10 protein-coding genes and 2 pseudogenes are annotated in these 18,419 nt (G+C 69.9%); 8 read left to right on the forward strand and 4 right to left on the reverse strand.

The features are described from left to right. Positions 1–95 precede the first annotated feature (95 nt). Entirely contained in the window at positions 96–2,936 is a 2,841-nt protein-coding gene (locus OG766_RS35110) for a glycoside hydrolase family 3 protein (RefSeq protein ID WP_266389287.1), read from the reverse strand. A gap of 423 nt (positions 2,937–3,359) precedes the next feature. Here OG766_RS35110 and OG766_RS35115 point away from each other — a divergent pair, with 423 nt between their 5' ends. The 7 genes from OG766_RS35115 (at position 3,360) to OG766_RS35145 (ending at position 14,305) form a co-directional block, all read left to right on the forward strand. Then, a complete protein-coding gene (locus tag OG766_RS35115) occupies positions 3,360–5,039 on the forward strand; it encodes an extracellular solute-binding protein (RefSeq protein WP_328727201.1) in 1,680 nt (559 codons plus the stop codon). Continuing rightward, entirely contained in the window at positions 5,039–6,100 is a 1,062-nt protein-coding gene (locus OG766_RS35120; RefSeq protein WP_266389292.1) for an ABC transporter permease, read from the forward strand. Before OG766_RS35115 ends, OG766_RS35120 begins: the two co-directional genes overlap by 1 nt. After that, the gene (locus OG766_RS35125; RefSeq protein WP_266389295.1) at positions 6,097–7,023 is read left to right on the forward strand and encodes a carbohydrate ABC transporter permease; all 927 of its coding nucleotides are present in this window, start codon (positions 6,097–6,099) and stop codon (positions 7,021–7,023) included. Before OG766_RS35120 ends, OG766_RS35125 begins: the two co-directional genes overlap by 4 nt. 136 nt (positions 7,024–7,159) lie before the next feature. Further along, positions 7,160–9,382: a 1,4-beta-glucanase gene (locus OG766_RS35130; RefSeq protein ID WP_328727202.1), complete on the forward strand. Its 2,223-nt coding sequence runs from the start codon at positions 7,160–7,162 to the stop codon at positions 9,380–9,382. Then, entirely contained in the window at positions 9,382–11,376 is a 1,995-nt protein-coding gene (locus tag OG766_RS35135) for a beta-galactosidase (protein WP_328727203.1), read from the forward strand. Before OG766_RS35130 ends, OG766_RS35135 begins: the two co-directional genes overlap by 1 nt. Continuing rightward, complete coding sequence (locus OG766_RS35140; RefSeq protein ID WP_328727204.1) at positions 11,373–13,556, forward strand: glycosyl hydrolase family 95 catalytic domain-containing protein; 2,184 nt, start codon at positions 11,373–11,375, stop codon at positions 13,554–13,556. The genes OG766_RS35135 and OG766_RS35140 overlap by 4 nt, the downstream gene beginning before the upstream one ends. A gap of 35 nt (positions 13,557–13,591) precedes the next feature. Then, positions 13,592–14,305 (forward strand): glycoside hydrolase family 12 protein, encoded by a 714-nt coding sequence (locus OG766_RS35145; protein WP_266389307.1) that lies wholly within the window; start codon positions 13,592–13,594, stop codon positions 14,303–14,305. A 255-nt stretch (positions 14,306–14,560) separates the two neighbouring features. Here the strand turns inward: OG766_RS35145 and OG766_RS35150 are convergent. From OG766_RS35150 to OG766_RS36820, 3 genes and pseudogenes are all read right to left on the reverse strand, one after another. Continuing rightward, a pseudogene (locus tag OG766_RS35150) lies at positions 14,561–15,118 on the reverse strand (TIM-barrel domain-containing protein); the annotation flags it as partial. Positions 15,119–15,291: 173 nt separating this feature from the next. Beyond that, the gene (locus OG766_RS35155; RefSeq protein WP_266389310.1) at positions 15,292–16,308 is read right to left on the reverse strand and encodes a LacI family DNA-binding transcriptional regulator; all 1,017 of its coding nucleotides are present in this window, start codon (positions 16,306–16,308) and stop codon (positions 15,292–15,294) included. A 797-nt stretch (positions 16,309–17,105) separates the two neighbouring features. Then, positions 17,106–17,276: pseudogene (locus tag OG766_RS36820) on the reverse strand (hypothetical protein); the annotation flags it as partial. Positions 17,277–17,541: 265 nt separating this feature from the next. Here OG766_RS36820 and OG766_RS35160 point away from each other — a divergent pair. Continuing rightward, a complete protein-coding gene (locus OG766_RS35160; RefSeq protein WP_266389904.1) occupies positions 17,542–17,739 on the forward strand; it encodes a helix-turn-helix transcriptional regulator in 198 nt (65 codons plus the stop codon). Positions 17,740–18,419 lie beyond the last annotated feature (680 nt).

An 18,419-nucleotide genomic window follows, 5' to 3' on the forward strand; every position in this document is an offset into this window, starting at 1 on the left:
GTGCAGTGATCCACATGATCAGCAAGGGGCAAGCAGGTGGGCACCCGGCACCGACGCACCGCGAGTGCGTCCGGTGCCGGGCCCCTTCCGGAACCTCAGCCGGAGAAGCCGATGTGCGCGAGCCGCAAGGGGCCGCGCAGCCCGATCCGCAGGTCCCGCACGCCGGTGGCCGCGAACTCGGCGCGGACGGTGGTGTACTCGTACGGGCCGCCGGTCGCCTTGACGTCGAGCGAGGCGAGGACCGGTCCCCCGGGCAGGGAGAGCTCGACCGTGCCCGCGCCGGCCGCCTCGAGGGACACGCCCGTGACGCCGTCGCCGAAGTCGCAGCGGCGGAAGACCAGTTCGCCAGCCTCGCCGTCCGCCGGTGTCACCGCGTCGCCCGACGTCCTGCTGCGGTCGACGATGGTGGTGGTGAGGTGGTCGTCGTAGTCGGCGGCCTCCAGCCCGCGCTCGACGACGGGGCGCGGGCCCGCCGCGGGGCCGTCGATCCGGAGGGTCTCGCGCAGCCGGATGTCCGCGCTGGACGCCCCCGCCAGCAGTTCGTACGGGCCCGGCTCGACCCACCAGCGGCCGTGGGCGACATCCCAGAACCCGAGTCCCGCGACGGGGAGTTCGAAGCTCAGTTCCGCCGAGGCGCCGGGTGTCAGGTGGACGCGGCGGTACGCGGCCAGTTGGCGGCGCGGGCGGGGGATCGCGGGATCGACGGCCCGGGTGTAGAGCTGGGCGACCTCGTCGGCGGGGACGTCACCCGTGTTGGTGACGGTGAAGGAGATGCGGAGCAGTTCTCCGTCGCGCCGAACCGCAAGGTTCTCGTACGCGAAGGACGTATACGACAGGCCGTGGCCGAAGGGGAAGAGCGGGGTGCCCTCGAAGTACAGATACGTCTGGCGGCCGCCGATCACGTCGTAGTCCAGGAGGTCCGGCAGGTCGTCGTCCGAGGCGTACCAGGTCTGCGGCAGCCGACCGGCCGGGGAGACGTCGCCGGCCAGCACGCGGGCGAGTGCCGTGCCCGCCGCCTGGCCGCCGTGCGCGGTCCACAGCAGGGCCGGGAGGTCCTCGTGACCGACGGCGTACGGGTAGGCGGAGACGAGGGTGAGCGCTGTGCGCGGGTTCGCGGCGCGGGCGGCGCGCAGAAGGCGCTCCTGATGGGCGGGGAGGCGCAGGGTCGTGCGGTCCTCGGTCTCGCGGCCGTTGATGTGCGGGTCGTTGCCCGCGACCACGATCACCACGTCCGCCGCGCCCGCCGCGCGGCTCACCGCTTCCTCTCCGCGCTCGGTGACAATCACGTCGAAGACTTCCGCGTCCGCGGGGTCTTCCGCGGCGACCTTCACGCCGTCGGCGGCGACAGAGACGTACCGGCCCGTGCCGATGTGCTTGAGGAGGTGGCCCCTCTCGTGAGTGTCGTGCGATTCGAGGCGGAACGTCTCCTGGACGATCCAGCCGCCGGGCTGGTCGGCGGAGGCGCGCACGAAACCGTCCTCGGCGACCGAGAGATAGCCGCCGCCGGCGCGCAGCGTGAGCACGCCGTCGCCCCAGTCGATCAGCGCGAGTTCGCTCCCGGTGGCGTCGGCGGTCAGCGGCGGCAGGTCCGTGCGACCCGCGAGCAGCGCCGGGTCCAGGGAGCCCTCCGCACCGCGCACCTCGTCGGCCGTCCCTGCGGCCTCGGGGACCGCCAGGTACGTACCGGACGAGGTCCTCAGGCGTACGCGGTCCACGCCTTCCGCGAAGGTCACGCGGTCGGCACCGAACCGCTCGCACAGCCCCTGCAGAGGGGTCGAGCGGTGCAGCAGCGTGCCGCTGTACCAGTCGAGTTTGCACTCGTCGGCGAGCAGGCCGACCACGGCGACCCGGGTGCCGGTGGGCAGGGGCAGCAGGCCGTCGTTCTTGAGCAGGACGACTGCCTGCTCGGCGGCCTCCTGGGCGAGGGCGCGGTGGGCCGGGGTGTCGAAGTCCTTGGTGCCGGCGTACGGGTCGAGCCCCGGGTCGAACTCGCCGAGCGAGAAACGGACCGACAGCTGGCGGCGTACCGCCGTGTCGATGTCGGCCGCGGACAGCAGTCCGCGCTCCAGCGCGCCACGCACCCGCGCCACGATCGTCGAACTGTCCGTGCCGTGGTCGGTGAAGCTGTCCACTCCGGCCGCCAGCGCCGCCGCGGTCGCCTCTTCATGCGTGTCGAAGTAGTGCTCGGAGTCGACCAGGTTGGACGGCGCGCCCGCGTCCGAACAGACCAGCAGCTCGCGTTCCGTCCAGGCGCGCAGATGCTCACGCAGGTACGGCGATACGTGGTTGGGGCGGCCGTTGACCAGGTTGTACGCGGGCATCACCCCGGCGACCGCGCCTGCCTCGACCGTCTCGCGGAAGGCGCGCAGGTCGTACTCGTGCAGCACGCGCGGGCGGACCGAGGAGGACGAAGTGTCGCGGTCCGTCTCGTTGTTGTGGGCGAGCCAGTGCTTGAGGACGGGGGCGGTGCGCCAGTACGTGGGGTGATCGCCGCGCAGGCCGCGGGTGTAGGCGGTCGCGATGGCCGAAGTCAGCTTCGGGTCCTCGGAGTAGCCCTCCTCGCCCCGGCCCCACAGGGGATGGCGCAGCAGGTTCACCGTGGGGGACCAGACGTTGAGGCCGACCCGGTCATCACGGGCGCGCATGGCGCGCGCCTCGGTGGACACCGCCTCGCCGACCCTGCGTACGAGGTCGTCGTTCCAGGTCGCGCCCAACCCCACCGCCTGCGGGAACACGGTCGCCGGACCCATCCAGGCCACGCCGTGCAACGCCTCCTGCCCGGTGCGGAACGCGGCGACGTCCAGCCGCTCCACGGCGGGGGCGAACTGGTGCAGCATCGCGATCCGCTCGTCGAGTGTGAGCCGAGCCAGCAGATCGTCCACGCGCTCGTCGAACGGCAGATGCGGATCGCGGAAGGTCGGCGGAAGTGCGGTCACGTGGGAATCCCCTTGCGGTCGAGCGCGGTGAGCGGCGTTGACGGTGGTGGGGGAGCCGGCGGTCGGGCGGCCGGGCCAGGGCGGCTGTGTTGAAGCGCTTCGATGCTCTGGTCGTGGAGTGGTGAGTGTCAAGACATGCCACGGCAACAACTCGGCAGATAAAGGGACGTGTGGGCGACGGGCACGGATCCCCGGAGGGATGAGGAATATGGAAACCGACTCTTGTGTGCCTCCCTTGGTTCACTTAACCTCGCAGCAACATCGAAGCGCTTCGACTAAGGGACCTGCCGCCGGCAGCGCTGTTGTCCCGGCGCAGTCCCCCGAGGACCGAAGAACCGCTTCGGCTCAGCCAGTTCCACTCAAGACACCGCAGCCGACGGCCCCACCGCCGGGTGTTCTGGTGCGCCACGAAGGGTTGACGCAATGACGCCGAACGCCGCTTCCGCCTCCTCCGCCCCGAGCCGGAGAACCTTCCTCGCCTCCACGGCGGTCGCTGCGACGGCCGTGGCCGGCGGTATGCCGCTGCTGACCGCCTGCGTCGGTTCGGACAGCGGGTCGCGCGAGGGGACCACGTCGGGCAAGGCCGCGGACAAGCTGCTCCCGACGTACGTCGCCAGCACGGTCGCCAAGCCGGACCTTCCGTCGAAGAACGGTTCGGCGGCCGGATACACCGGCAAGGTCGACCTCTCGGCCCTCTCCACCTCGGTCCCGGACAAGCTCGGCACCGGCGCCGCCCTCAAGGTCATGTCCCCGTTCTGGGGTTCCCCGCCGAAGCCCGGATGCGCCTACTACACGGCACTCGACGCCGTGGCGGGCACCAAGATCACCTGGCAGAACCAGAACGGCAACACCTACGGCGAGAAGCTAGGCGCCGTCCTCGCCTCCAGCTCCATACCCGACATGGTGGTCGTGCCGAACTGGGAACTGGTCGGCAAGGTCTCGAACGCGGTCACCGCGAAGTTCATGGACCTCGGCCCCTACCTGGCCGGCGACAAGGTGAAGAAGTACCCGAACCTGGCCGCGATCCCCTCCGACGCCTGGCGCATGGGCATCTTCGGCGGCGCGCTGCGCGGCATACCGATGCCCTCCGCCACCGCGAACTTCATCGTGCCCTACTACCGCAAGGACATCTTCGACAAGAAAGGCTACTCCGTACCCAAGTCAGCGGACGAGTTCCTCAGCTGGGCCAAGGAGGCCACCAGCGCCAAGGCCAAGGTGTACGCCTGCGGCGACATGTCCTGGGTCTCCGCCAGCATCTTCGGCGTCCGCCCTTCCGGGACGCTCGGCTGGAACATCGGGGCCGACGGCAAGCTGACGTACCGCATCGAGCAGCCCGAGTACCTCGAGGCCCTGGAGTGGACCCGCAAGCTGTTCGACGCGGGCGTGGTCCATCCCGACGACAAGGCGCGCTCGGGCGACGCGGGCCAGCGGTTCACCGCCGGGCAAATCCTGGTCTTCAACAACGACATCTCCCACTGGTACGGCAAGACCGCCGAACAGGCCCAGTCCAACCCGGACTTCGAGATCGACGGTATGGACATCTTCGGCGCCGACGGCGGCGACCCGACCCCGTACGCCTCCCAGCCCGCCACCATCTGGTCGATGATCCGCAAGGGCGCCTCGAAGACGACCGTGGAGAACGCGCTGGCCGCCGCCAACTTCTCGGCCGCGCCCTACGGCACCAAGGAGCGGATGCTCGTCGACTACGGCGTCGAGGGCACCCACTACACGGTCAAGGACGGCGTCCCGGTCAAGACCGACCAGGGCAACATCGAGGTGATCAACGCCTGGGTGATGCTGGCCGCGCCGGCTGCCTACTACGCCCACCCCGACTTCCCCGACATCGCCCGCAAGCAGGTCGAGTGGCAGCAGCGGACGGGTGCTTTCATGAAGAAGACGTCGACGTACGGCATGAACATCGTCGAGCCGACTCGCTACGCCAACCTCTCCAGTCAGTTCGAGCAGCTGGAGATCGACTACGTGCGCGGCAACAAGAAGCTGTCCGACGTACAGGCGGCCATCTCCACCTGGAAGTCCTCCGGCGGCGACAAGTTGCGTGACTGGTACAAGCAGCTTCTCGACAAGAACGGCAGCGGCAACTGATGTCTCTCACGGCCGGGAGCAGGCCCGATGGGACTCGTTCCCCCGCGGCCGTCGAGGAACCGTTGGCCGCGGTCGCCACAGCCGCGGTGAAGGAGCGGGTGCCGCGCAGGGCGGGCAAGGCGGACAAGGCGGGCAAGGTTTCCTACCGGATCCGGCTGCGCCGCGACCGCACGCTCATCCTGATGACATTGCCCGTCCTCGTCCTGCTCCTGCTCTTCAACTACGTCCCGCTGCTCGGCAACGTCGTCGCCTTCCAGGACTACGACCCGTACGTCTCCAGCAACGGTGTCACGGCGATCTTCCACAGCCCCTGGGTCGGGGTGGAGCAGTTCTCGCGGATGGTCGACGACCCGCTGTTCTGGAGCGCGGCGAAGAACACCATCGTGCTGTTCCTGCTCCAACTGGTGCTGTTCTTCCCGATCCCCATCGCCCTCGCGCTGCTCATCAACAGCGTGATCCGGCCCCGGGTCCGGGCCGTGGCGCAGGCGATCATGTATCTGCCGCACTTCTTCTCGTGGGTCCTCGTGGTCACCGTGTTCCAGCAGGTCTTCGGCGGCGCGGGCATCATCGCGCAGACCCTCGAGGACCATGGGTGGAGCGGCTTCGACCTGATGACCGACGCGAGCCTCTTCAAGTACCTGGTCACCGCGCAGGCCGTATGGAAGGACGCCGGCTGGGGGATCATCGTCTTCCTCGCCGCGCTGGCCGCGGTGAGCACCGATCTGTACGAGGCCGCCGCCATGGACGGTGCGGGGCGCCGGCGGCGCATGTGGCACGTGACGCTGCCCGCGCTACGTCCGGTGATCGCGCTGCTGCTGGTCCTGCGGGTGGGCGACGCGCTGAGCGTCGGATTCGAGCAGTTCCTGCTCCAGCGGGACGCGGTCGGCGTGGGGGCCAGCGAGGTCCTCGACACGTACGTGTGGAACATGGGTATCCAGAACGGCGACTTCAGCTACGCGGCCGCGGTCGGCCTCGTCAAGGGAGTCATCGGAGTGTGCCTCGTCGTGGGCGCGAACAAGTTCGCGCACCTGCTCGGCGAGCAGGGGGTGTATCAGAAGTGAGCCTCAACACGCAGCTCATCCGCAGCCTCAAGGCTCCCGCCCGCCCCGTGTGGGAGGAGCAGCCCAGCAAGACCGGACTCACCGCGAAAGGCGGCCTCCTCGCGCTCTGCTGCCTGGGGGTGCTCGGTCCGCTGTGGATCGTGATCGTCACCAGCCTCTCTCCTAAACCCGTGATCGACCGGGTCGGCGGCCTCGTCGTGATCCCCCAGGGCATCACCTTCGTCAACTACACGGAGCTGCTCAGCGGCGGCCAGGTCAGCCGGGCGATCACGGTCTCGGTCGGCGTCACGCTCTTCGGCACACTGTTCTCGATGACGGTGTCGGTGCTCGCGGCCTACGGCCTGTCCCGGCCGGGCAGTATGGGCCACCGGTTCCTGCTGATGACCATGATGGCGACCATGTTCTTCGGGGCCGGCCTCATCCCGACGTACCTTCTGGTGCAGTCGCTGGGCCTCACCGACACCTATCTGTCCCTGATCCTGCCCAGCGCGGTCAGCGTCTTCAACATCCTCGTCCTGCGGGCCTTCTTCATGGGGATCTCCCCCGAACTCACCGAGTCCGCCCGCATCGACGGGGCCGGCGACCTGCGCATCCTGCTGACTATCATCATGCCGCTGTCGCGGGCGGTGCTGGCCGTCATCTCCCTGTTCTACGCGGTCGGGTACTGGAGCGCCTGGTTCAACGCCTCGATCTACCTCACCGACCAGCAGATGATGCCGCTGCAGAACGTGCTCATCCAACTGGTCCAGAAGAACACCGAGGCGCCGACCGGCCTCCAGCAGGCGGTCCGCACCGGTCAACTCTCCGCTCTGGGGCTGCAGATGGCTGTCGTGGTCCTTGCCCTGATCCCCGTCGCGTTCGCATCCCCCTTCGTCCAGCGGCACTTCAAGAAGGGCATGCTCACGGGGGCCGTCAAGGGCTGAAGCCCGTGGAGCCGCGGTCGGCTCCCGGCCGCGGGTTGTCCGTGGCCGGTCGCGCCCACGCGGCGGAGTCGCATATCGATACAGCCCCGTACCTCTGGTTTCCCACGTCCCCTCTCGCGCAAAGTCGAGGTAAGCCATGAGCACGTCCCGCCTGAGCAGACGAGCCGTCCTTGCCGGGACCGCCACCGCCGCGCTCGCTGCCGTCCCGTCCCTCCCGGGGCGCGCGGCAGCCGCGGAGCACACGGCCACGTCCGCGCCCGCCTACCGCTGGCGCAACGCCGTCATCGGCGGCACCGGATTCATCACCGGCGTCCTCTTCCACCCCTCCGTGCGCGGCCTCGCCTATGCGCGCACGGACATCGGGGGTGCCTACCGGTGGGACGACGGCGCAGCGCGCTGGACCCCGCTCACCGATCACCTCGGCTGGGACGACTGGAACCTCCTCGGGGCGGAGGCGATGGCCGTCGACCCCGCGTACCCCGACCGCCTCTACCTCGCCCTCGGCACCTACTCCCAGCCCTGGGCCGGCAACGGAGCCGTCCTCCGTTCCGAGGACCGCGGCGCCACCTGGACCCGCACCGACCTCACCGTGAAGCTCGGCGCCAACGAGGACGGCCGGGGGACCGGCGAGCGGCTGCTCGTCGATCCGCGGGACAGTGACACGCTGTGGCTCGGCACCCGGCACAACGGACTGCTCAAGTCCACCGACCGGGGCGCCTCCTGGGTGCCCGCCACCGGATTCCCCGCGAACCCCAGCCCCTCCGGACAGGGCGTCACCCTCCTCGTCGCCGCCGGGCGGGCCGTCTACGCCGGCTGGGGTGACGCCGACGGCACCACAGGCTCCGTCAACCTCTACCGCACCACCGACGGCAAGACCTGGCGCCCCGTCCCCGGTCAACCCACCGGCACCTCCGCCAAGGTCCCGATCCGCGCCGCCTACGACCGTGGCACCGGGGCGCTGTATGTGACGTACGCCAATGCACCCGGGCCCAACGGCCAGTCCGACGGCAGCGTGCACAAGTTGGCCACCAGCAACGGCAAGTGGACCGATGTCACGCCGGTGAAGCCGGGCGGGACCACTCCCGACGGCTCCACCGACAGCTTCGGCTACGGCGGCGTCGCCGTCGACGCCCGCTGCCCCGGCACCGTCGCCGTGTCCACGAACAACCGGTGGGCCGCCGTCGACACGCTCTACCGGTCCACAGACGGCGGGCGCACCTGGACCTCCCTCAAGGACTCCGCTGTCCTTGACGTGTCCGAGACTCCATTCCTCAAGTGGGGTGCGGACCAGCCCAAGTTCGGCTGGTGGATCCAGGCGCTCGCCGTAGACCCGTACGACTCGAAGCACATCGTCTACGGGACCGGCGCCACCCTCTACGGCACGCGGGACCTGAAGAACTGGGCCCCGCAGATCCGCGGCCTGGAGGAGGCGTCCGTGGTCCAGCTGGTCTCGCCCCCGGTCGGGGAGGCGCACCTGCTCAGCGGTTTGCGGGACATCGGCGTGATGTACCACGAGCGGCTCACGGCGTCTCCGTCGCGCGGGATGGCAGCGAACCCCGTGTTCGGGTCGGCGACGGGACTCGCGCAGGCCGCGGGTAGGCCGGCGTACGTCGTGCGCACCGGCTGGGGCGATCACGGCAACGGTGCCTACTCGAACGACGGCGGGCAGACCTGGGCGCCCTTCAAGGCCCAGCCCGACATCGCCAAGAGCGCACCGGGGCCGGTCGCCACCAACGCCGACGGCAGCGTGCTGCTGTGGTCCTTCGTGCACTGGGACGGCACGAAGTACGCCGCGCATCGCTCCGCCGACAACGGCGCGACCTGGTCCGAGGTCTCCTCCTTCCCGAAGGGCGCCACTCCGGTCGCCGACCCGGGCGACCCGGCGCTCTTCTACGCGTACGACTCCGACACGGGAACGCTGTACGCCAGCACTGACAGTGGCGTTTCCTTCACGGCCCGTACGACCGGTCTGCCCTCCGGCGACAGCCAGTTCAAGCTGGTCGCGACGCCGGGGCGGTCCGGCGACCTATGGCTGAGCACCAAGTGGAACGGGCTCCACCGGTCCACCGACGGCGGCACCACCTTCACCAAGGTCGACAGTTGCTGGGCCTCGTACACCCTCGGCTTCGGCAAGGCCGCGAACGGCGCCCACTACCCGGCGATCTACCAGGTCGGCGCCACCGAGAACATCACCGCCGTGTACCGCTCCGACGACGAGGCCAGGACCTGGGTGCGGATCAACGACGACGCCCACCAGTGGGGCTGGACCGGCGAGGTCATCATCGGCGACCCGCGCGTGTACGGGCGGGTGTACCTGGCCACCAACGGGCGCGGGATCCAGTACGGGGAGCTCATCTGATGGCCGCGACCGACACGCCCTCCCTCGCCGACGCCGCCCGCGGCCGTCTCCTCTTCGGCGGCGACTACAACCCCGAGCAGTGGCCCGAGGAGACCTGGCACGAGGACGTCCGCCTCATGAAGGACGCCGGCGTCAACTCCGTCACCCTCGGCGTGTTCGCCTGGGCGAAGCTCGAACCCCGCCCTGGGGCACGGGAATTCGGCTGGCTCGACCGGCTCATGGACCTGATGCACGCCCACGGCATCGGCGTCGTCCTCGCCACCCCCACCGCCTCGCCACCCCCGTGGATGGGCCGTCTCCACCCCGACACCCTCCCGCGGGACGAGGACGGCCGCACCGAGTGGTGGGGCTCCCGTCAGCACTTCTCGCACTCCAGCGCAACCTACCGGCGCTACGCCGCCGCCATCGCCGAGGACCTCGCCGCCCGCTACGCAGGCCACCCCGCCCTCACCATGTGGCACATCAACAACGAGTACTGCACCTACGACTGGGGCGACGAGTCCGCGGGCGCCTTCCGCCGCTGGCTCCAGGACAAGTACGGCGCGCTCGACGCCCTCAACGAGGCCTGGGGAACCGCCTTCTGGAGCCAGGGCTACGGCGACTGGCACGAAATCCTGCCGCCGCGCCGCGCGCACTACATGAAGAACCCCACTCAGGTCCTGGACTTCAAGCGGTTCACCTCCGACATGCTCCTGGAGTGCTACCTCGCCGAACGCGACATCGTCGCCCGGTACACCCCGCACATCCCGGTGACGACCAACTTCATGCCGTTCTGGCAGGGCCAGGACGCCTGGACCTGGGCCGAGCAGGAGGACGTGGTCTCGGTCGACAGCTACCCGGACCCGCACGACCCCTTCGGCGGTCAGTACGGGGCGCTGGTCCACGACATGACCCGCTCGCAAGCCCGCGGCGGCCCCTGGATGCTCATGGAGCAGGCGGCCGGGTCGGTCAACTGGCGCGGGGTCAACCGTCCCCGGCCCGCCGGCCTCAACCGGCTCTGGTCCCTGCAGGCAGTGGCGCGCGGCGCCGACGCCGTCTGCTACTTCCAGTGGCGGCAGTCCCGGCAGGGCTCGGAGAAGTTCCACTCCGGCATGGTCAGTCATGCGGGGGAGCACGGCCGTACCTTTCAGGAGGTCAAGCGGATCGGCGCCGAACTCGCCCTGTTGGGCGAGAAGGTGCCGGGCACGAAGGTGGACGCCCTCGAAGTCGCCGTACTCCTCGACTGGAACGCCTGGTGGGCGAGCCAGCAGGACGGGCGGCTGTCCTGCGAAGTCGACTACCCGCAGATCGTCCGCGCCTGGCACCGCGCCCTGTGGGAGGCGCACACCACCGCCGACTTCGCGCACCCCGAGCACGACCTGTCGGCGTACAAGATGGTCGTCGTGCCGCAGCTGTACGTGATGACGGACGCGGCGATCGACAACCTGACCTCCTACGTCGAGAACGGCGGAACCCTCGTCGCCGGCTTCCAGACCGGCATCGCCGACGAGGACGACCGCGTACGCCCCGGCGGCATGGACGCCCGGCTGCGTGAGCTGTTCGGGATCCGTGTCCTGCACGAGTGGTGGCCGCTGGACGCGGGCGAGACGGTCGACATCGAGGGCTTCCACGGCACCCTGTGGTCCGAGGAGATCGAGGCCGCGGACGGCATCACGGAGACGACCCCCTACAAGGGCGGTGAACTCGACGGTCTCCCCGCCGTCCTGCGCAACGGCCGCGCCTGGTACGTCTCCACCCTCCCCGAGCCGCACGCCCTGCGCACGCTGCTCGCCGGCATCGCTGCCGACGCGGGCGCAGGACCGACCCTCACCGGACTCCCGGCGCGCGTGGAGGCCGTACGCCGGGGAGGGCTGCTGTTCCTGCTCAACCATGGGCGCGACGCCGTCACCGTCCCGGTACCCGGCCGCCACCGCGACTTGCTGACGGGCGCGGACGTCACCGACGGCGTGCAGCTGGGCCGTTACGGAGTCGCCGTACTGGAGGCCGCACCATGACCGGGCCGGTCCACGGGACCTGGGAGCCCGCACCCGCCGCCCGCTGGGAGGACGCCTTCCTGACCGGCAACGGCCACCACGGCGCCCTTGTGTTCGGCGATCCGGACGACGACCGTGTCATCGTCACTCACCACAGCCTCGTCCGCCCCAACGGCACCGAACACGCCCGGCCACCGCAGCTCGCCGCAGAACTCCCCGCCCTCCAGGACCGCTTGCTCGGCGGCGACCCGACCGCCGCCGACGGCTTCACCGACGGCCGCCCGCTCCAGTGGGTGCAGCCGTTCCACCCCGCCTTCCAGGTGCGGCTGCGACGGCCGTCCGGCGACGGACACGGCTACCGGCGCGACGTCGACTTCGCCACCGGCGTCGTGCGGGCGGCCCGCGGCGAATTCAGCAGCCGCGTCTTCGTCTCCCGCGCCGACGACGTGATCGTGCAGCACGTCACCGCCCCGGCCCGCACCCTCGACGTCTCCCTGGACCACCGGCTCCCCGGCGCCCCCGCCGCGCTGGGCGTCGGCCATGGAACCGTCCTCGTGCCCGAGGGCGCACTGCTCAGCCTGCGCGCCCGCTACCCGGACAGCGACCGCGCCTACACCGGCCTCACCCTGGTCGCCGTCACGGGCGGCAGAACGACGCTCGAGCCCCCCGGCGTGCACATCGAGGGCGCCCAAGCCGTCCTGCTGCTGACCCGGGTGCTCCGGCACACCGGTGAGCTGGACGTCGTCACGGAGGGCCGCGCCCTGCGCGATCTGCTCGCCGGGTACGACGACCTCCTCGACCGCCACCTGTCCCTGCACCGCACCGCTTACCAGCGCGTCACCCTCGACCTCGCCGCCGACCGGGCCGATCGCGCCCTCCCCGGCTCCGAGCTGCTCCGACGCCCCCAGAGCCCGGCCCTCCTCGAACGCCTTTTCGCTGCCGGCCGCTACCACCTCCTGTCCGCCTCCGGTCTGCTCCCGCCCCGCCTGACCGGCCTGTGGACCGGCGACTGGAACACCGCGTGGTCCGGCGCGTTCACCACGAACGCCAACCTCAACCTCCAGACGGCGTCCGCCGCTGCCGCCGCGCTCCCCGAGGTCACCGAGGCCCACGCCGCCCTGATCCACCGGCAGCTTCCGCACTGGCGGGACAACGCCCGCGCGATCTTCGGGGCCCGCGGCGTTGTCGCGCCCACCCACACCGACGGCGAGTCCGGGTGCACGTACCACTTCTCCCGCGAATACCCCCTGCATCTGTGGACCGCCGGCGCCGACTGGCTGCTCAAACCCCTCGTCGACCACGACGAGACGCGCGGTGAGCGCGACCCGCGCACCGCCGCCGTGCTCGCCGAAGTCGCCCTGTTCTACGAGGACTTCCTCACCCGGAGCGACGCCGACGGCCACCTGGTCGTCGTCCCCTCCTACTCGCCGGAGAACCGGCCCGCGAACGCGAGCTGGGGCGCGATCAACTCGGCCATGGACCTCTCGGCGGCCCGGCACGCCCTGTGCACGGCCGCCGACCACCACCCGGAGCACGCCGACCGCTGGCGCGCCCTGGCCGACCGCCTCCCACCGCACCGCGTCAACGCCGACGGCGCCCTCGCCGAATGGGCCTGGCCGGGCCTGCAGGACAGCTATGACCACCGCCACCTCAGCCACCTCTACGGCGTCTGGCCGCTCGACGAGATCAACCCGTACGACACCCCCGACCTGGCCGAAGCGGCCCGCCGGGCCCTCGCGCTGCGCGGCGCCGAGAACGACTCCGCGCACGGCCACCTCCACCACGCCCTGATCGCGGCCCGGCTCCGGGACGGCGAGCGGGTGGCGTGGGCGCTCACGCATGTCCTGAACGGCGACTTCTTCCACGCCTCCTTGATGAGCGCGCACTACCCGAAGCGCGACGTCTACAACGCCGACGCCGCCCACGCTCTGCCGGCCGTACTGGTCGAGATGCTCGTCCAGTCGACGCCCGACCGCCTCGTCCTCCTCCCCGCGCTGTCGGCCGCCCTCCCCACAGGCGAACTCCGCGGGGTGCGCACCCGGTTCGGGGCCGAGCTCGACCTCAGCTGGACGCCCGACAGTGCCACCGCCGTGCTGAGACCGAGCCGCACCCTCCGCGTCGACCTCCGGACCTTCTCCGGCACCCGGCCGCTCGACCTCGTCGCCGGAGAAGACCGCGTCCTCCCTCTGGAGGCGCGGTAATCCGCGCAATTCCCCCCACTCATGGAAGGGACACCATGGCAATACGCACGCTCGGCAAGGTCACCAAGGCCCTGCTGGCCCCGGCCCTCGCGCTCGGCGCCACCATCGGCCTGGCCTCCGCACCCGCCCACGCCGCCGTCTGGTACTCCTCGGACCAGTGGGGCAACACCAACCTGGGCGGCTACACGCTCTACAACAACATCTGGGGCTCCGGCGCCGGCGCCCAGACCATCTGGGCCAACTCCGGTACCAACTGGGGCGTCTGGGCCAACCACCCCAACACCGGCGGCATCAAGTCCTACCCCAACTCCAAGAAGGTGATCAACAAGTCGATCACCTCGCTGCGCTCGCTCACCAGCAACTACAACGTCACCGTCCCGTGGTCCGGCGCGTACAACACGTCGTACGACATCTGGGACACCGACCACGACTACGAGATCATGCTCTGGGTGAACTACACCGGGGCGGTCGGCCCGCTCGGCACCTGGCAGGCCAACGTCACCCTCGGCGGCCACACCTGGAACGTCTACAAGGGCAACAACGGCGCCAACGAGGTCTTCTCGTTCCTGCGCACGTCCAACTCCAGCTCCGGCAGCGTCGACATCCTCCCCGTCCTGAGGTGGATCAAGGACACCAAGCACTGGATGGGCGACGAGACCATCGGTGACGTGCAGTTCGGCTACGAGATCACCTCCTCGTCCGGCGGTATGGACTTCCGCACCGACAACCTGACGGTCAGCAGCAGCTGACCGGCCGTCCGGGCCGGTTCCGCACCTCGGGGGCCGGCCCGGACCCGCAGAACCAACAGCAGCTCGCACCCCCTGGGCCGACGACGACCGCTGGCGCGACGAGGACCACCGCGACTACTGGAACCTACGAGAACACCGGATCAGCAGCCCGCGGGCGTGCGCGGCAATCCGGCACCCGCATCCCCAGCGCCACCCACTCGTCCATCCACCCCGGCAGGCGCCACCGCATCCCGCACGAGCCCGATCTGGTGCTCCGACCGGAATGGGCACCTCGGCGTTGCGCTGCACCAGGTCCAGGACGGTGCCCTTCTGGTCCAGCCGCCCGTGCTGGTGCTGGCCGAGGCCGTAGAGCTTCTCGCCCTCGTACGCACAGAAGCGCTGCTCCAGGCGGTGGTGGCCGTTGCCGGTCGGCGTGTACAGACACGGGCCCGGCCACCAGACGTGGGCCCGTTCCTCGGTGAGCAGTTCAGTGCCGTCGTCGGTGCGGACGAACCGGATCAGGCCCTCCGAACTGACCAGGACGGTGATCGCGCCTACGGTCAACTGCCCCTGGACTTCCTCGATCTTGACCGTCGAGGCGGGGGCGGTCTGCGGGTCGTCGAGGAGCGCGCCGGGCAGTCCCTAGAGGACCGGGCCGCCGAGCCGGGCCCGTACACGGACCGCGTCCGGGCCCCAGGGCTCGATGCGTACGATCTCCTGGCGGCCGGTCCACTCCAGCGCGCTGTCGCGTTCGTGGAATGTGCCAAGGGTGGGCGACGACTGGGCCAGGCTGGGGGACTCCTCTCCGGGCTGGTTCGCGCCCGACTGGTTCACGGCAGGCAGATTCACGCGGGTGCTCCTGAAGGAGTGGTGTATCGACTGGCGTGGTGACAGGTCCGGTCCGGCGGGAGCCGTGCCCGGGGAGGGACAAGGGCGCCCGGGTGCCCGGGGTGGGGCAGGGGGCGCCGGGCCGGCGTACGGCCCTGCGCAGGGCGGAGCACCGCGGCTCAGCTCTCGCCCGCCCGGGCCGGGCCGGAACTGGCCCGCACGGTCAGTTCCGGCGGGAGCAGCACAACCTCGTCCGTGCCACAGCCCTTGAGCTTGGCGACCAGGAGTTCCACGGCGCGCCGGCCCATCTCCTGGGCTGGGATGGCGACCGAGGTGAGGCGTAGCGAGGCCTGTGTGGCGAGCTCGTCCGGGCAGATCGCGACCACCGACACGTCCTCGGGGACCGCTCGGCCCTGCTGACGCAGCAGCGCGAGCAGCGGCTCGACCGCGGACTCGTTCTGCACGACGAACCCCGTGGTTACCGGGCGCTCGTCGAAGATCCGGGCCAGGGTCACGGACATCGCGTCGTAGCCGCCCTCGCAGGGCCGGTGCAGCACACGCACCCCGAGCTCGCGGGAGCGGGAGCGCACGCCGTCCAGGGTGCGCTCCGCGAAGCCCGTGTGCCGCTCGTACACCGCGGGGGCTTCGCCGACGACAGCGATGTCACGGTGGCCGAACGTGGCCAGGTGTTCGACGCACAGAGCACCGGTCGCGGTGAAGTCGAGGTCGACGCAGGTGAGACCGGACGTGTCGGCGGGCAGCCCGATGAGCACGGACGGCTGGTCGGTGCTGCGCAGCAACGGCAGCCGCTCGTCGTGGAGTTCGACGTCCATCATGATCATTGCCTCGGCGAGCCCGCTGCCGGTGACGCGTCGGACTGCCTCGGGTCCTTCCTCGCCGGTGAGCAGCAGCACGTCGTATCCGTGCGCGCGGGCCGTGGTCGCCACCGCGATGGCGATCTGCATCATCACGGGCATATACATGTCGGTGCGCAGCGGAATCATCAGTGCGATGATGTTCGACCGGCTGCTGGCCAGGGCCCGGGCCCCTGCGTTGGGATGGTAGCCGAGCTCCGCGATGCTCCGCTCGACGCGCTGTCGGGTGTCCGCGGAGATGGACCGCTTGCCGCTGAGGACATAGCTCACCGTGCTGGCCGAGACTCCGGCGTGCTGGGCAACCTCGGCGAGGGTGACCATCCAGCTCTCTCCAAGCGTGATGTGAAGCGCTTCGACTCTGCTTCGACGTGTGTTCTTCGAAGGGACTTCGCGAAGGCCCTGCTGCGGATAATAAGGGTTGAGGGTGATCCGACAGTAGCCTCACGGCGCGGGGGTGTCCATAGCTCGTTGAAGCGCTTCAACAAGAGTCGTCGACGGGGTAACACCAGGGCCTCGGGTCGCCGGTTCGCCGCAACGCGGGCACTGACAGGAGGGGGCCGGTGGGACACCGGGCGACACGCGCGTCAACCTTCCGGCGCGCGCGGCCCGGCTCGAAGCGGGCTGCAGGTGATCCGCCACGGACTGGCCGACCTGTCCCTGCGCCCGCCGGCCCGAGCGCTGGGCACCAGCGACCGCACGCGTCTGGTCGCGGAGGCCCTTGCCCTCGATAAGCGGCCGCCCGTCCGTGGGGCTCGAAACCTCATCGAAAGGGCCCGGCGGCCGCCCTGGCGTACGAGCCGCTGCGAACAGCGCGCGGCAGACTGATGTGCCGTACGTGATGGGCGCAGGCGCCATCAATGGTGAGCCGATTCTCCCTGGACTCTCCCCAGGCTCCGCCGGCAGCCCCAACGGCCGCTGCTCAGGAGCTCGTTGGGGTCAGAGCGAGGAGAACACCAGGATCTCTTCTCCCGAGGGATTCCCCAGAGATTCCCCAGGGATTCCCCAGAGCCCGTCACGGCTCTGATTTCGAAAGACGGGAGAGTGGACAGCGCAAGCCGCTTGAGTAGAGGGCGGCTGAAGCTAACTTGACTCTGTCGGGGATCTTGGAGCCGCCGAGGTCAGCTGCCCAGGGTTCGCCAGGACTTCGGCCGGGATATTTCGCGCTGGTCGAGGTAGTTCTGGAAGGCAGTCGGTCGGCGGGGCGTGGGGGCTTCCTCGGTTGGTGGCAGTCCGCTGAGGCGCTCGATGTTGACGGCGATGGCCGTCAGGACGTGCTGGATGTGGGCCTTTCCCTGTCCTCGGTAGCGGCAGCGTCGCCTGCCGTATCCGTGGGCGAACTCGTTAGTTAGCCAGACCGGCGATCGTGACGACCATTGAGGGTGTTCCCAGCGGCTGTGCTTGGCGGTGGAGCCGTTCGGACACTATGGCCCTTCATGTCGGCGCCCAGTAGCCCCGCAACTGACGGCGCGTCGCCATCAGCTGTGGCGGAGTGGGTGCAAGTCGCGCGCTGCCGCTTGGGCGGCTAACAAATCCGAAATGCCCGAGGAAACATCAATGGCTCGTCCACCTGCGCTCAAGCTCGCCGAGGTTCTAGCGGAAATCCGGATGAGCCCATCGGCCTTCTACCGCCTACGCGCTCGCGGTCAGGCACCCCGAATGATCAAGCTGCCCAATGGTGAATTGCGCTGTCGCCGCGCCGACCTGGATGCGTGGTGGGAGGCGTGTGAAAGGGATACGCCTGTATGGCGATGAGTTACAAGGTCCGGTTCTGGGAGATCCGCGAGCGGCCGGATCGGCGCAAGGGATTTGAGGTCCGTTGGACGGTTAGTGGACGTGAGAAGTCCGAGTCCTTTCTCACCAAAGGGCTCACGGAGAGTCGGCGCGCCAAGCTGATGACCGCTGCCCGTGACGGCGAACCTTTCGACACCCAGTCAGGTCTGCCGGCCTCCGAAATCCGGGCCTTGAAGCAGCGGACCACTTGGTACGTTCGGCCCGGGAGTACATCGAGCAACGGTGGGACCGAACCCCAGGAAATACGCGCCGCACCCTTGCAGACGCCTTGGCGACTATCACTCCGGCCTTCGTTGAGCCAGGGGCCGCGTACCGGGCGCCTCGCGTACTGAGACGCGCGCTGTACTCGTGGGCCTTCAACAAGAATGCCTGGAACGCGGATGCCCGGGAGGAGTGGCAGGCCGCATTGGACTGGCTGCAGCGCCACTCGCGCCTGAAGCGGCGAGCAGCCAAGGCGACGCGACCGGTTCCTATCCCACCAGTGCTCGTCCGCATGTTGCGCGAGCACATACGAACCTTTGGAGTGGCACCCGACGGACGTCTCTTCCGCAACGCAGCGGGGAACTACATCGATGCCTCGGCGTGCGGCATTACCTGAGGGCGAGCGCGTGAGGCCGCTCTCGCCCTCGACGAGCACGCCC

Origin of the sequence: Streptomyces sp. NBC_00259, from assembly GCF_036181745.1 — a bacterium.
Classification (GTDB): Bacteria; Actinomycetota; Actinomycetes; order Streptomycetales; family Streptomycetaceae; genus Streptomyces; species Streptomyces pratisoli.

Excerpts from the sequence above, each read along its gene's own strand:
- OG766_RS35145 (WP_266389307.1), top strand. The coding sequence starts at position 13,592 with ATGGCAATACGCACGCTCGGCAAGGTCACCAAGGCCCTGCTGGCCCCG.
- OG766_RS35135 (WP_328727203.1), top strand. The coding sequence starts at position 9,382 with ATGGCCGCGACCGACACGCCCTCCCTCGCCGACGCCGCCCGCGGCCGT.
- OG766_RS35115 (WP_328727201.1), top strand. The coding sequence starts at position 3,360 with ATGACGCCGAACGCCGCTTCCGCCTCCTCCGCCCCGAGCCGGAGAACC.
- OG766_RS35130 (WP_328727202.1), top strand. The coding sequence starts at position 7,160 with ATGAGCACGTCCCGCCTGAGCAGACGAGCCGTCCTTGCCGGGACCGCC.
- OG766_RS35140 (WP_328727204.1), top strand. The coding sequence starts at position 11,373 with ATGACCGGGCCGGTCCACGGGACCTGGGAGCCCGCACCCGCCGCCCGC.
- OG766_RS35120 (WP_266389292.1), top strand. The coding sequence starts at position 5,039 with ATGTCTCTCACGGCCGGGAGCAGGCCCGATGGGACTCGTTCCCCCGCG.
- OG766_RS35155 (WP_266389310.1), bottom strand. The coding sequence starts at position 16,308 with ATGGTCACCCTCGCCGAGGTTGCCCAGCACGCCGGAGTCTCGGCCAGC.
- OG766_RS35160 (WP_266389904.1), top strand. The coding sequence starts at position 17,542 with ATGGCTCGTCCACCTGCGCTCAAGCTCGCCGAGGTTCTAGCGGAAATC.